10 protein-coding genes and 1 pseudogene are annotated in these 15,017 nt (G+C 60.7%); all 11 read left to right on the plus strand.

Annotated features, from left to right (window positions below; translation table 11 throughout):
- A partial coding sequence (locus tag ABT23_RS14270) for a KOW motif-containing protein (RefSeq protein ID WP_296636737.1) occupies positions 1-261 on the plus strand: 261 nt, incomplete at its 5' end.
- A gap of 149 nt (positions 262-410) precedes the next feature.
- The gene (rplK, locus tag ABT23_RS14275; RefSeq protein WP_018507890.1) at positions 411-842 is read left to right on the plus strand and encodes a 50S ribosomal protein L11; all 432 of its coding nucleotides are present in this window, start codon (positions 411-413) and stop codon (positions 840-842) included.
- Between the two features lies 1 nt (position 843).
- The gene (rplA, locus tag ABT23_RS14280; protein ID WP_296636740.1) at positions 844-1,539 is read left to right on the plus strand and encodes a 50S ribosomal protein L1; all 696 of its coding nucleotides are present in this window, start codon (positions 844-846) and stop codon (positions 1,537-1,539) included.
- A gap of 273 nt (positions 1,540-1,812) precedes the next feature.
- Positions 1,813-2,334: a 50S ribosomal protein L10 gene (gene rplJ / locus ABT23_RS14285; RefSeq protein WP_296636742.1), complete on the plus strand. Its 522-nt coding sequence runs from the start codon at positions 1,813-1,815 to the stop codon at positions 2,332-2,334.
- 72 nt (positions 2,335-2,406) lie between these two features.
- Positions 2,407-2,790: a 50S ribosomal protein L7/L12 gene (gene rplL / locus ABT23_RS14290; RefSeq protein WP_296636745.1), complete on the plus strand. Its 384-nt coding sequence runs from the start codon at positions 2,407-2,409 to the stop codon at positions 2,788-2,790.
- A gap of 230 nt (positions 2,791-3,020) precedes the next feature.
- Entirely contained in the window at positions 3,021-7,100 is a 4,080-nt protein-coding gene (gene rpoB, locus ABT23_RS14295; RefSeq protein ID WP_296636747.1) for a DNA-directed RNA polymerase subunit beta, read from the plus strand.
- A 21-nt stretch (positions 7,101-7,121) separates the two neighbouring features.
- A pseudogene (rpoC, locus tag ABT23_RS14300) lies at positions 7,122-11,304 on the plus strand (DNA-directed RNA polymerase subunit beta').
- 167 nt (positions 11,305-11,471) lie between these two features.
- Positions 11,472-11,849, plus strand: a complete 378-nt coding sequence (gene rpsL / locus ABT23_RS14305) for a 30S ribosomal protein S12 (protein ID WP_011310913.1) — start codon at positions 11,472-11,474, stop codon at positions 11,847-11,849.
- Between the two features lie 65 nt (positions 11,850-11,914).
- On the plus strand, positions 11,915-12,385 hold the full coding sequence (gene rpsG / locus ABT23_RS14310) for a 30S ribosomal protein S7 (RefSeq protein WP_018507896.1): 471 nt from the start codon (positions 11,915-11,917) through the stop codon (positions 12,383-12,385).
- 30 nt (positions 12,386-12,415) lie between these two features.
- Positions 12,416-14,506, plus strand: a complete 2,091-nt coding sequence (gene fusA, locus ABT23_RS14315; RefSeq protein WP_296636751.1) for an elongation factor G — start codon at positions 12,416-12,418, stop codon at positions 14,504-14,506.
- 25 nt (positions 14,507-14,531) lie between these two features.
- Positions 14,532-15,017: GTP-binding protein (locus tag ABT23_RS14320; RefSeq protein WP_296636754.1), on the plus strand; the 486-nt coding region annotated here is incomplete at its 3' end.

Genomic DNA, 15,017 nt, shown 5'->3' on the forward strand with positions numbered 1-15,017 from the left:
ACGGCGACCAAGCCGGCGCCCATCTCCGAAAAGGAAGTACAGGCTATTCTCGACCAGATGCGCGAGGGTGTGGAGAAGCCCAAGCCCAAGGTGCTGTTCGAGGTGGGCGAGGTGGTGCGGGTCATCGATGGTCCGTTCACCGACTTCAATGGCAATGTGGAAGAAGTGAATTACGACAAGAGCAAGCTGCGCGTGTCGGTCATGATTTTCGGTCGGGCGACGCCTGTGGAACTGGGCTTCGGTCAGGTCGAGAAAAGCTAGTCCAGGCGAAAGTAAAGTCTGGCTGGGTGAGGTCGCTTCGGCATCAGCCTGGAAGCGGCATCAAATAGGAAGGTAGGTCCGGGCAACCGGCGAGGAGCGCGAGTAGGGCAACCCCAAAGCGCGTTGGTACTCATTTATTAGGAGCCATCATGGCAAAGAAGATTGTCGGCTACATCAAGCTGCAAGTGCCGGCGGGTAAAGCCAACCCGTCGCCCCCCATTGGTCCTGCGCTCGGTCAGCGCGGCCTGAACATCATGGAATTCTGCAAGGCGTTCAACGCCAAGACCCAGGGCATGGAGCCCGGTCTGCCGATTCCGGTCGTGATCACTGCGTTTGCGGACAAGAGCTTCACCTTCATCATGAAGACGCCGCCCGCGACCGTGCTGATCAAGAAGGCGATCAAGCTCGACAAGGGCAGCGCCAAACCGCATCTTGACAAGGTGGGCACGATCACCCGCGCCCAACTCGAAGAGATCGCCAAGACCAAGGAACCCGACCTGACTGCGGCCGACATGGACGCGGCGGTACGCACCATTGCCGGTACGGCCCGTTCCATGGGCATCATCGTGGAGGGAGTCTGAGATGGCTAATACATCCAAGCGCCTGCGTGCGCTCAAAGAGAAAATTGACCGCAACCGCAATTACCCGGTGACGGACGCCTTGCAGCTGGTCAAGGAAACGGCTACGGCCAAATTCGACGAATCGATCGATATCGCCGTGAACCTTGGCGTCGATGCGCGTAAATCCGACCAGATGGTGCGCGGCGCCGTGGTTTTGCCGAAGGGTATCGGCAAGACCATTCGCGTGGCAGTGTTCGCCCAGGGCGATAACGTGCAAAAAGCGAAAGATGCTGGTGCGGATATCGTCGGCTTCGACGATCTGGCGGCGGAGATCAAGGCCGGCAAGATGGATTTCGACGTGGTCATCGCCACGCCAGACGCCATGCGCGTGGTCGGCCAGCTCGGCCAGATTCTGGGTCCGCGCGGCCTGATGCCGAACCCGAAAGTCGGCACCGTGTCGCCTGACGTGGTCGGCGCAGTGAAAAATGCCAAGGCCGGTCAGGTGCAATACCGTACCGACAAGGGTGGCATCGTGCATTGCACCATTGGCCGTGCTTCGTTCAGCGTCGAGGATCTGAAGGAAAACCTGGCGGCCTTGCTGGACGCATTGCAGCGGGCCAAGCCGGCCAGCTCCAAGGGGGTCTACTTCAAGCGCCTGTCGGTGTCGAGCACCATGGGCGTGGGCGTGCGCGTCGACCAGGCCAGCGTCAGCGCATAAATTTATTTGAGGGCATGCCGGAAGGTGTGCCCCAGTCTGAACTTTGGGCCGTCAGCCAGATTTTGGCTGACGGGTTGTCAAAGACCGTAGGCATCCGCAAGGATTTAATTGCCGGTGACTGACAAGTGGGCGATGAGTTACATCCTCTGTTTGCGGGTACCGGGCCCTACGCAGATGGCGTTCCCCAGCAGGATTTTCCTGTCAAGGCCGCCAGCCGGAGCGCCCCGTGGGCACAAGCGGGTAACGCTCCGTAACTGAGAAGGAGGTAAGACCTTGAGTCTGAATCTTGAAGAAAAGAAAGCCGTCGTTGCCGAGGTTGCTGCGCAGGTTGCGGCTGCCCAGACGGTTGTTGTTGCCGAATACCGTGGCATCACGGTGGAGCATATGACCCAGCTGCGTGCGCAAGCGCGCAAGGAAGGGGTCTATCTGCGTGTGTTGAAAAACACGCTGGTACGCCGCGCGATCGTGGATACGCCGTTTGCAGGCATTGCCGACCAGTTGGTCGGTCCGCTTGCCTATGGCATTTCCAAGGATCCGGTGGCTGCCGCCAAAGTGATGCACGAGTTTGCCAAGACCAACGACAAGTTCGTCGTCAAGGCCGGTGCCATGCCCAACTTCGTCATGTCCGCCAAGGACGTGGGGAATCTGGCCAGCATGCCCAGCCGCGAAGAACTGCTGTCCAAGCTCTTGGGCACCATGCAGGCCCCGATCGCGCAATTCGTTCGTACGCTCAACGAAGTGCCGACCAAGTTCGTTCGCGGGCTGGCTGCGGTGCGCGACAAGCAGGCTGCCTGAGCAGCCTGCCGACATCCGCATATAAACGACATTGATTTTTAATCTGAAGCATAATTGACAGGAGTAATACAAATGGCTGTTGCAAAAGCTGACATTCTGGATGCCATCGCTGGCATGACCGTGCTTGAGCTGTCCGAGCTCATCAAGGAAATGGAAGAGAAATTCGGCGTTTCCGCCGCTGCCGCTGCGGTTGCCGTGGCTGCCCCCGCTGCCGGTGGCGCTGCTGGTGCTGCTGCTGAAGAGCAGACCGAGTTCACCGTGATGCTGACCTCCGCTGGCGAAAAGAAAGTGGAAGTCATCAAAGTGGTGCGTGCCGCTACCGGCCTGGGCCTGAAGGAAGCCAAAGACCTGGTCGATGGCGCACCCAAGGCCGTGAAGGAAGGCGTATCCAAGGCCGATGCCGACGCGCTGAAGAAGCAGTTGGAAGAAGCTGGCGCAGGCGTCGAAGTCAAATAAGTACGGTCCCCAGGGCGGCGCGCGCAAGCGTGCCGCCGTTTCCGGAGACGCATTTATTTCGCCACATTCATATTGCGGTGGTGTGTTGCGGGGAAACCCGCGGCAGACGCAAGCAGCAAATACCCGGAACCCGGAATCGGCTTCCGGGTCATTTGCTTTTTGCGTGTGCCCTACAAAGCGCCGGCGCGTAACCCGCGTGCCCGCCCGCCCCTGATCGTCAAGGAGACCCCATGGCTTATACCTTTACCGAGAAAAAACGTCTGCGCAAGAGCTTTGCCAGCCGGACCAACACCCTTCCGGTGCCGTTTCTTCTGGCGACCCAGCTTGAATCCTATCGTGCCTTTCTGCAAGAGGGCCGTTCGCGCGACGAGCGCCTGAACGAAGGCCTGCAGGCCGCGTTCACCTCGATTTTCCCGATCGTCAGCCACAGCGGCAACGCCCGTCTGGAATACGTCAGCTACCTGCTGGGCGAGCCGGTGTTCGACATCAAGGAATGCCAGCAGCGTGGTCTGACTTTTTGTGCGCCGCTGCGTGCCAAAGTGCGCCTGGTCATCATGGACAAGGAAGCATCCAAGCCGACCATCAAGGAGGTCAAGGAGCAGGAAGTCTACATGGGCGAAATCCCGCTCATGACGCCGACCGGCTCCTTCGTCATCAACGGTACCGAGCGTGTGATCGTGTCGCAGCTGCACCGTTCGCCCGGCGTGTTCTTCGAACACGACCGCGGCAAGACCCACAGCTCGGGCAAGCTGCTGTTCTCGGCGCGCGTGATTCCCTACCGCGGTTCCTGGCTGGATTTCGAATTCGACGCCAAGGACATCCTGTTCTTCCGCGTCGACCGTCGTCGCAAGATGCCGGTCACCATCCTGCTGAAGGCGCTCGGCTATACGCCGGAGAGCATCCTTGATGCCTTCTTCAGCAAGGACACGTTCTACATCAACACCCAGGGCATCCAGTTTGAACTGGTGCCGGAGCGCCTGCGCGGCGAGTTGGCGCGTTTCGACATCTGCGGCAAGGATGACCACGTGATCGTCGCCAAGGACAAGCGCATCACCGCCAAGCACATTCGCGAGCTTGACGCCGCCGGCGTCAAGAAATGGGCGGTTCCGGTCGAATTCGTGGTGGCCCGTGTGCTGTCGCACGATGTCGTCGACAAGAATACTGGCGAGTTGGTGGCGCGCGCCAACGACGAGATCACGGAAGATCTGCTGACGAAGCTGGCCGAAGCGGGCGTCGACAAGTTCAATACGCTCTACACCAATGACCTCGATCACGGTGCCTTCATTTCGCAGACCCTGCGCACTGACGATACCACCGACGAATACGCCGCCAAGGTGGCGATCTATCGCATGATGCGTCCGGGCGAACCGCCCACGGAAGATGCAGTGAATGCCTTGTTCGTCAATTTGTTCTTCAGCGAAGAGCGTTATGACCTCTCGGCCGTCGGCCGCATGAAGTTCAACCGCCGCATCGGTCGTGACGAGCTGACCGGCTCGGGCACGCTATCGACCGAGGACATCGTCGCGGTGATCAAGATCCTGGTCGAGCTGCGCAACGGCCGCGGTGAAATCGACGATATCGATCACCTCGGCAACCGTCGCGTGCGTTCTGTCGGCGAACTGGCGGAGAACCAGTTCCGCGCTGGCCTGGTGCGGGTCGAGCGCGCCGTGCGCGAGCGCCTCTCGCAGGCCGAGTCCGACAACCTGATGCCGCATGACCTGATCAACGCCAAACCAGTGTCGGCGGCGATCAAGGAATTCTTCGGGTCGTCACAGCTGTCGCAGTTCATGGACCAGACCAATCCGCTGTCCGAGATCACCCACAAGCGCCGCGTTTCCGCGCTGGGCCCCGGTGGCCTGACCCGCGAACGTGCCGGCTTCGAGGTGCGCGACGTGCACCCGACCCACTATGGCCGCGTCTGCCCGATCGAAACGCCGGAAGGTCCGAACATCGGCTTGATCAACTCGCTGGCCTTGTTCGCCCGCACCAACTGGTATGGCTTCATCGAGACACCTTATCGCAAGGTCGTCAACCACAAGGTGACCGACGAGATCGAATACCTGTCGGCGATCGAGGAAAGCAAATACGTCATCGCACAGGCCAATGCCGATCTTGATGCCAAGAGCAAATTCAAGGACGACTTGGTCTCGTGCCGCTACAAGAACGAATTCACGCTGTCGACGCCCGACAAGATTGAATACATGGACGTCGCGCCGGCGCAGATCGTGTCGGTGGCCGCGTCGCTGATTCCGTTCCTCGAGCACGATGACGCCAACCGCGCGCTGATGGGCTCCAACATGCAGCGCCAGGCCGTGCCCTGTCTGCGTCCGGAAAAGCCTTTCGTCGGCACCGGGATCGAACGCACGGCTGCGGTCGATTCCGGCACGGTGGTGACTGCGCATCGTGGCGGTATCGTCGACTATATCGACGCCAGCCGTATCGTGATCCGTGTGCATGACGAGGAAGCACGCGCCGGTGAAGTCGGCGTCGACATCTATTCACTGATCAAGTACACCCGTTCCAACCAGAACACCAACATCAACCAGCGTCCGCTGGTGAAGGTGGGTGACGTCATCGCCCGCGGCGACGTCATTGCCGACGGCGCATCGACCGACATGGGCGAACTGGCGCTCGGACAGAACATGCTGGTCGCGTTCATGCCATGGAACGGCTACAACTTCGAAGACTCGATCCTGATCAACGAGAAAGTCGTCGCCGAAGACCGCTACACCTCGATCCATATCGAGGAACTGTCGGTGGTCGCGCGCGACACCAAGCTCGGGCCCGAGGAGATCACCCGCGACATCTCCAACCTGGCCGAGCGCCAACTGGGGCGTCTGGATGACTCCGGCATCATCGCCATCGGCGCCGAAGTCGAAGCCGGCGACGTGCTGGTCGGCAAGGTCACGCCCAAGGGCGAAACCCAGTTGACGCCGGAAGAAAAGCTGCTGCGCGCCATTTTCGGCGAGAAGGCATCCGACGTGAAGGACACGTCGCTGAAGGTGCCGTCCGGCATGTCGGGCGTGGTGATCGACGTACAGGTCTTCACCCGCGAAGGCATCGAACGCGACAAGCGCGCGCAGTCGATCATCGACACCCAACTCGCCGAATACAAGAAGGACCTGACCGACCGCATGCGCATCGTCGAGGACGATACCTTCGCGCGTCTGGAAAAACTGCTGCACCTGAAGGTCGCCAATGGCGGGCCGAAGAAACTGGCCAAGGGCAGCAAGATCACCAAGGACTACCTGGAATCGGTGAATCGCCACGACTGGTTCGACATCCGTCTGGCCGACGACGAGGCCAGCCGTCAGGTCGAGTCGCTGAAGGACAGTCTCACGCAGAAGCGCATCGAATTCGATGCGATGTTTGAAGAGAAGAAGAAAAAGCTCACCGCCGGTGACGAGTTGCCGCCTGGCGTGCAGAAGATGGTCAAGGTCTATCTGGCGGTCAAGCGCCGTCTGCAGCCCGGCGACAAGATGGCCGGCCGCCACGGCAACAAGGGCGTGGTATCGAAGATCGTGCCGGTCGAGGACATGCCTTTCATGGCGGATGGCCGCCCGGTCGATATCGTGTTGAACCCGCTTGGCGTGCCGTCGCGGATGAACGTCGGCCAGATCCTGGAGACCCACCTCGGCTGGGCCTCCAAGGGCCTGGGCGAGAAGATCGGCCAGATGCTGGCGGCCCAGACCAAGACGTTGGTGAAGGACCTGCGCCACTTCCTCAAGGAAATCTACAACCAGTCGGGCAAGGCGGAAGACATCGACGGCTTCACCGACGAGGAAGTGATCGAGCTGGGACGCAACCTGCAAAAGGGCGTGCCGTTTGCCTCGCCAGTGTTCGACGGCGCCTCGGAAGAGGAAATCCGTCGCATGCTGACGCTGGCCGGCCTGCCCGAAGGTGGTCAGGTCACGCTGTACGATGGCCGTACCGGCGAAGCCTTCGATCGTCAGGTCACGGTGGGTTACAAGCACGTGCTGAAGCTGCACCACCTGGTCGACGACAAGATGCACGCGCGTTCCACCGGCCCGTACTCGCTCGTCACCCAGCAACCGCTGGGCGGCAAGGCGCAGTTCGGCGGCCAGCGCTTCGGCGAAATGGAAGTGTGGGCACTGGAGGCGTATGGCGCATCCTATGTGCTGCAGGAAATGCTGACCGTGAAGTCCGACGACGTGAACGGCCGTACCAAGGTGTACGAGAACATCGTCAAGGGCGATCACAAGATCGAGGCGGGCATGCCGGAATCCTTCAACGTGCTGGTGAAGGAAATCCGCTCGCTCGGCATCGACATCGATCTGGAACGTTATTAATTTAGGGGTGAGGACACAGCCATGAAAGCATTGTTAGATCTTTTCAAGCAGGCCACCCACGAGGAAGAGTTCGACGCCATCAAGATCGGCCTGGCGTCGCCGGAGAAAATCCGCTCCTGGTCCTACGGCGAAGTGAAAAAGCCGGAGACCATCAACTACCGTACCTTCAAGCCGGAACGTGATGGTTTGTTCTGCGCCAAGATCTTCGGTCCGGTGAAGGATTACGAATGTCTGTGCGGTAAGTACAAGCGCCTCAAGCATCGCGGCGTGATTTGCGAAAAGTGTGGCGTCGAAGTCACGCTGTCCAAGGTGCGCCGCGAGCGCATGGGCCACATCGAACTGGCTTCGCCGGTCGCGCACATCTGGTTCCTGAAGTCGCTGCCCAGCCGTCTCGGCATGGTACTCGACATGACGCTACGCGACATCGAGCGCGTGCTCTACTTCGAGGGCTTCGTCGTGGTCGAGCCCGGCATGACGCCGCTCAACCGTGGTCAGCTGCTGACCGAGGAAGACTACCTCGCCAAGCTGGAAGAGTATGGCGACGAATTCAAGGCGCTGATGGGTGCGGAAGGCGTGCGCGAACTGCTGCGCTCGCTCGACCTGCATACCGAAGTGGAGACCCTGCACGCGGAAATAAGCAAAACCGGTTCCGACACCAAGCTGAAGAAGCTGTCCAAGCGTCTGAAGATTCTCGAAGGTTTCCAGAAGTCCGGCATCAAGCCCGAATGGATGATCCTCGAAGTGCTGCCGGTGCTGCCGCCCGAACTGCGTCCGCTGGTGCCGCTGGATGGCGGCCGCTTCGCCACGTCCGACCTCAACGACCTGTATCGCCGCGTCATCAACCGTAACAACCGCTTGAAGCGGCTGCTGGAACTGAAGGCGCCGGAAATCATCGTGCGCAACGAAAAGCGCATGCTGCAGGAAGCGGTTGATTCGCTGCTCGACAACGGCCGTCGCGGCAAGGCGATGACCGGTGCCAACAAGCGCCCGTTGAAGTCGCTGGCCGACATGATCAAGGGCAAGAGCGGTCGTTTCCGCCAGAACCTGCTGGGCAAGCGTGTCGACTACTCGGGCCGTTCGGTCATCGTGGTGGGCCCGACGCTCAAGCTGCACCAGTGCGGCCTGCCGAAGAAAATGGCGCTCGAGCTGTTCAAGCCCTTCATTTTCAACCGCCTCGAAGTGCTGGGGCTGGCGACCACGATCAAGGCTGCCAAGAAGATGGTGGAAGACGAAGAGCCGATCGTGTGGGACTTGCTGGAAGAGGTCATCCGCGAGCATCCGGTGATGCTGAACCGCGCACCGACGCTGCATCGCCTGGGCATCCAGGCGTTTGAGCCGGTGCTGATCGAAGGCAAGGCGATCCAACTGCACCCGCTGGTGTGTGCGGCGTTCAACGCCGACTTCGACGGCGACCAGATGGCCGTCCACGTGCCGCTGTCGCTGGAGGCGCAGGCCGAAGCGCGCACCCTGATGCTGGCGTCGAATAACGTGCTGTCGCCCGCCAACGGCGAGCCCATCATCGTGCCGTCGCAGGATATCGTGCTCGGTCTGTATTACATGACGCGCGAAATGGTCAACGCCAAGGGCGAAGGCATGATGTTCGCCGACGTCACCGAGGCGCGCCGCGCCTACGACAATCGTGAGGCTGCGCTGCATGCCCGCGTCACGGTGCGTATCAAGGAAGTGACGCTTGACGAGAACAAAAATCGTGTCGAGACCGTCAAGCGGGTGGAAACCACGCTCGGCCGTGCGCTGCTGTCGGAAATTCTGCCGCCGGGGCTGCCGTTCAGCTTCGTCGACAAGGCGCTCCAAGCTGATCAACGCCAGCTTCCGCCGCTGCGGCCTGCGCGAGACGGTGATCTTCGCCGACAAGCTGATGTATACCGGCTTCACCTTCGCGACCCGCGCAGGGATGTCGATCGCCATCAAGGACATGCTGATTCCGAACGAGAAGGGACAGATCCTGGGCGCGGCCGAAGCCGAGGTCAAAGAGATCGAATCGCAGTACACCTCGGGTTTGGTGACGCAGGGCGAGCGCTATAACAAAGTGGTCGACATCTGGGGCCGTGCCGGCGACGCCGTGGCCAAGGCCATGATGGCGCAGCTGGGAAGCGAGAAAGTCGCCGATCGCAATGGCAAGGACGTCACCCAGGAATCGTTCAACGCGATTTACATGATGGCTGACTCGGGCGCGCGGGGTTCCGCTGCGCAGATTCGCCAGCTGGCCGGCATGCGCGGCCTGATGGCGAAGCCGGACGGTTCCATCATCGAAACCCCGATCACGGCGAACTTCCGTGAAGGCCTGAACATGCTTCAGTACTTCATCTCGACTCACGGCGCGCGTAAGGGTCTGGCCGATACCGCACTGAAAACCGCGAACTCGGGCTACCTGACGCGTCGCCTGGTCGACGTGACGCAGGATCTGGTGGTGGTCGAGGACGATTGCGGTACCAAGAACGGCCTGGTCGTGAAGGCGTTGGTCGAGGGCGGTGAAGTGGTTGAGGCGCTGCGCGAACGGATTCTCGGCCGCGTGGCTGCCAGCGACATCATCCATCCCGAGACCCAGGAAACCGTGTTCGAAGCCGGTACCCTGCTGGTGGAAGACGTGGTCGACACCATCGAATCGCTGGGCATCGACGAGGTCAAGGTGCGTACGCCGCTGACCTGCGAGACCCGCTATGGCCTGTGTGCCAAGTGCTACGGCCGCGACCTGGGGCGCGGCTATCTGGTCAATGCCGGCGAGGCGGTCGGTGTGATTGCCGCCCAGTCGATCGGCGAACCGGGCACCCAGCTCACCATGCGGACCTTCCACATCGGTGGCGCGGCGTCGCGTGCTGCCGCTGCCAGCCAGTTGGAAGCGAAGTCGAATGGTTCGGTACAGTACACCGCCACCATGCGCTACGTGACCAACGCGCGTAAGGAACTGGTTGCGATCTCGCGCAGCGGTGAAATCATTATTGCCGACGACAGCGGCCGCGAGCGCGAGCGCCACAAGGTACCGTACGGGGCCACGCTGATGGTGACCGACGGTGCCAAGATCAAGGCAGGCGCCGTACTGGCCACCTGGGATCCGCACACCCGTCCCATCATCACCGAATATGCCGGCCGGATTCGCTTCGAGAACATCGAAGAGGGCGTCACCGTGGCCAAGCAGCTCGACGATGTCACCGGCCTTTCCACGCTGGTGGTGATTGATCCCAAGCGCAAGGCCAGCGGTGCAGGCAAGGGCCTGCGCCCGCAGGTCAAGCTGCTGGACGAAACCGGCAACGAGATCAAGATCGCGGGAACCGACACCCTGGTCAACATCACCTTCCAGATCGGCTCCATCATCACGGTGAAGGACGGCCAGGATGTGGCGGTGGGTGACGTGCTCGCGCGTATCCCGCAGGAAACCTCGAAGACACGCGACATTACCGGCGGTCTGCCGCGCGTGGCCGAGCTGTTCGAGGCACGTTCGCCGAAAGATGCCGGCGTGCTGGCGGAAGTCACCGGCACCGTCTCCTTCGGCAAGGACACCAAGGGCAAGCAGCGCCTGGTCATCACCGATATGGACGGCGTGGCGCACGAGTACCTGATCACGAAAGAGAAGCATGTGACCGCACACGACGGCCAGATCGTCCAGAAGGGCGAAATGATCGTCGACGGCCCGGTTGACCCGCACGACATCCTGCGCCTGCAGGGCGTGGAAGCGCTGGCCCGCTACATCACCGACGAGGTGCAGGACGTCTACCGTCTTCAGGGTGTGAAGATCAACGACAAGCATATCGAGGTCATCGTGCGTCAGATGCTGCGCCGCGTCACTGTGGTGGATCCGGGCGCGACCGGACTTATCCCTGGGGAGCAGATCGAGCGTTCGGAAGTGCTGCAGATCAACGACGAGATGGTCGCGGCAGGCAAAGAACCTGCCACCTACGATCCGATCCTGCTCGGTATCACCAAGGCGTCGTTGTCGACTGATTCCTTCATTTCGGCGGCCTCCTTCCAGGAAACCACGCGCGTGCTGACCGAAGCGGCCATCATGGGCAAGAAGGACGAGCTGCGCGGCCTGAAGGAAAACGTGATTGTCGGCCGCCTGATCCCGGCAGGCAGCGGTCTGGCCTACCACAATACCCGTCGCCGCCAGGCAGCCGGGGAGGACTTGGGCGCTGCGCACCTGATCGAAGGCGGTGAAACCAGTGCCGACCAGAATCAGGAAGTGGCTTGACAGGGGGAGGTCTCTCCCCTAGAATCACGCGTCTTTTTCCGGCCATACGTGCGCCGGGAAGCGCAGGACTGTAGCCCGGGACGGCGCCGCGTTCAAAAAATGCGGTTGGCGCCGTCCCGCTTGTTTTACAAACGATACGCTCACCTTAATTTTTCGGAATTTTTGACATGCCAACGATTAACCAGCTGATCCGCAAGCCGCGCCAGGCGCCGGTGGAAAAGAGCAAGGTTCCGGCCTTGAAGGCCTGCCCGCAACGCCGCGGCGTGTGCACCCGCGTGTACACCACGACGCCCAAGAAACCGAACTCCGCCTTGCGTAAGGTGTGCAAGGTCAAGCTCACCAGCGGCTTCGAGGTCATCAGCTACATCGGTGGTGAAGGCCATAACCTGCAGGAGCACTCGGTTGTGCTGGTGCGCGGCGGCCGCGTCAAGGATTTGCCGGGTGTGCGTTACCACACGGTGCGCGGCAGCCTGGATACGGCTGGCGTGAAGGATCGCAAGCAGTCGCGCTCGAAGTATGGCGCCAAACGCCCCAAGAAGGCGTGATTGAACTTGGCGTCCCCCAAAAGCCTAATTGGCCAGCAAGCTTAACTAGATAGAGAGACAGGAAAATGCCCCGTCGTCGCGAAGTCCCCAAGCGTGAAATCCTGCCTGATCCGAAATTCGGTAATCAGGAAGTTTCGAAATTCATGAACGTCGTCATGTCCAGCGGCAAGAAGTCGGTCGCCGAGCGCATCGTCTATGGCGCCTTCGAGCAGATCACCAGCAAGTCCGGCAAGGATCCGCTGGAAGTGTTCAGCACGGCGCTGAACAATGCTCGTCCGCTGGTCGAGGTGAAGAGTCGTCGCGTCGGCGGCGCCAACTACCAGGTCCCGGTCGAAGTGCGCTCGAGTCGTCGTACTGCGCTGGCCATGCGTTGGCTGAAGGACGCAGCGCGCAAGCGCGGCGAGAAGTCCATGGGTGCCCGTCTGGCGGGCGAATTGCTGGATGCGGCCGAGGGTCGTGGCGGCGCAGTGAAGAAGCGCGAAGAAGTGCACCGTATGGCTGAGGCCAACAAGGCCTTCTCGCATTTCCGCTTCTAAACCCAACGTATTGATTGGCAGGTAACTAAAGTGGCACGCACGACTCCCATTGAGCGCTATCGCAATATCGGCATTTCGGCCCATATTGACGCCGGCAAGACCACCACCACCGAGCGCATCCTGTTCTACACGGGCGTGTCGCACAAGATTGGCGAAGTCCATGACGGCGCGGCCACTATGGACTGGATGGAGCAGGAGCAGGAGCGTGGCATCACCATTACCTCTGCTGCGACGACCTGCTTCTGGAAGGGGATGGATGGCAAATTCCCCGAGCATCGCATCAACATCATCGACACCCCGGGGCACGTCGACTTCACGATCGAGGTCGAGCGCTCCATGCGCGTGCTGGACGGCGCGTGCATGGTCTACTGTGCGGTGGGTGGTGTGCAGCCGCAGTCCGAAACCGTGTGGCGCCAGGCCAACAAGTACGGCGTGCCGCGTCTGGCCTTCGTCAACAAGATGGATCGTTCCGGCGCCGACTTCTTCAAGGTCTATGAGCAGATGCGCTCGCGCCTGAAGGCCAACCCGGTTCCGGTGCAAGTGCCGATCGGGGCGGAAGACAAGTTCGAGGGCGTGGTTGACCTGATCAAGATGAAGGCGGTCTATTGGGATGAGGCCAGCCAGGGCATGAAATTTGACCTGCGCGACATCCCGGCCGATCTGGTTGAGGTCAGCAAGAAATGGCGCGAGACCATGGTCGAGGCGGCTGCGGAGTCGTCCGAAGAGTTGATGAACAAGTACCTCGAAGAGGGTGATCTCTCCGAGGCTGACATCCTTGCGGGTTTGCGTGCGCGCACCATTGCCAGCGAAATCGTGCCGATGATGTGCGGTACCGCGTTCAAGAACAAAGGCGTTCAAGCCATGCTCGACAAGGTGGTCGAGTTGATGCCTGCGCCAACCGATATTCCGCCTGTCAAGGGTGAACTCGACAACGGTGAGCAGGGTGAGCGTCGTGCGGCGGACGACGAAAAATTCTCGGCGCTGGCATTCAAGGTCGCGACCGATCCCTATGTTGGCCAGTTGATTTTCTTCCGCGTCTATTCCGGTGTGGTGAATTCCGGCGACACGATTTACAACCCGGTCAAGGGCCGCAAGGAGCGGATCGGCCGTATCCTGCAGATGCACGCCAACCAGCGCGAAGAAATCAAGGAAGTGCGCGCGGGCGACATCGCGGCGGCGGTGGGTTTGAAGGATGTGACCACGGGCGATACGCTGTGTGATGTGGCCAGCCCGATCACGCTGGAGCGCATGGAGTTCCCCGAGCCGGTGATTCACGTTGCGGTCGAGCCGAAAACCAAGGCTGACCAGGAAAAAATGGGTATCGCGCTGGGTCGTCTGGCGCAGGAAGACCCGTCGTTCCGCGTGCGCACGGATGAAGAATCCGGCCAGACCATCATTTCGGGCATGGGCGAACTCCACCTCGAAATTCTGGTGGATCGCATGAAGCGCGAGTTCGGCGTCGAGGCCAACGTTGGCGCGCCGCAGGTGGCCTACCGTGAGGCGATCCGCAAGGAAGTCGAGCAGGAAGGCAAACATGCCAAGCAGTCGGGTGGTAAGGGTCAGTACGGTCACGTCTGGATCAAGATGGGGCCGAACGAGGCTGGCAAGGGCTTTGAATTCATTGATGCCATCAAGGGCGGTACGGTCCCGCGCGAATTCATCCCTGCGGTCGAGAAGGGCCTGAGAGAAGCGCTGAACAACGGCGTGCTGGCCGGCTTCCCGGTGGTGGATGTCAAGGTCACGCTGTTCGACGGCTCCTACCATGACGTCGACTCGTCGGAACTGGCGTTCAAGCTGGCAGCGATTCTGGCTTTCAAGGACGGGATGCGCAAGGCGAGCCCGGTCCTGCTGGAGCCAATGATGGCAGTCGAAGTGGAGACGCCGGAAGACTACATGGGTGACGTCATGGGTGACCTGAACCGTCGCCGCGGCATCATCCAGGGCATGGAAGATGCCGCCGGGGTCAAGCTGGTCAAGGCCGAGGTGCCGCTGGCCGAGATGTTCGGCTATTCCACCGATTTGCGCTCAATGTCGCAGGGACGCGCGACCTACTCGATGGAGTTCAAGCATTACTCCGAGGCGCCGAAAAGCGTCGCTGAAGCGATCATTGCCAAGAAATAATTTTGATCTTATAGGGTATTGAAAAATGGCTAAGGAAAAATTCGAGCGGACGAAACCGCACGTAAACGTTGGCACCATTGGACACGTTGACCACGGCAAGACCACCTTGACCGCGGCGATCACCACCATTCTGTCGAAGAAATTTGGCGGGGCTGCCAAGAAGTATGATGAGATTGATTCCTCGCCCGAAGAGAAAGCGCGCGGCATCACCATCAACACCGCTCACGTCGAATACGAGACGGCCAAGCGCCACTACGCCCACGTCGACTGCCCGGGCCACGCCGACTACGTCAAGAACATGATTACTGGTGCCGCCCAGATGGACGGCGCCATCCTCGTCGTGTCCTCCGCCGACGGCCCCATGCCCCAGACCCGCGAGCACATCCTGCTGGCCCGTCAGGTTGGCGTGCCCTACATCATCGTCTACATGAACAAGGCCGACATGGTCGACGACGCCGAACTGCTCGAGCTCGTCGAAATGGAAATCCGTGAACTCCTGTCCAAGTACGAC

Source organism: Thiobacillus sp. SCN 63-57, assembly GCF_001725555.1.
Taxonomy (GTDB): Bacteria; Pseudomonadota; Gammaproteobacteria; order Burkholderiales; family Thiobacillaceae; genus Thiobacillus.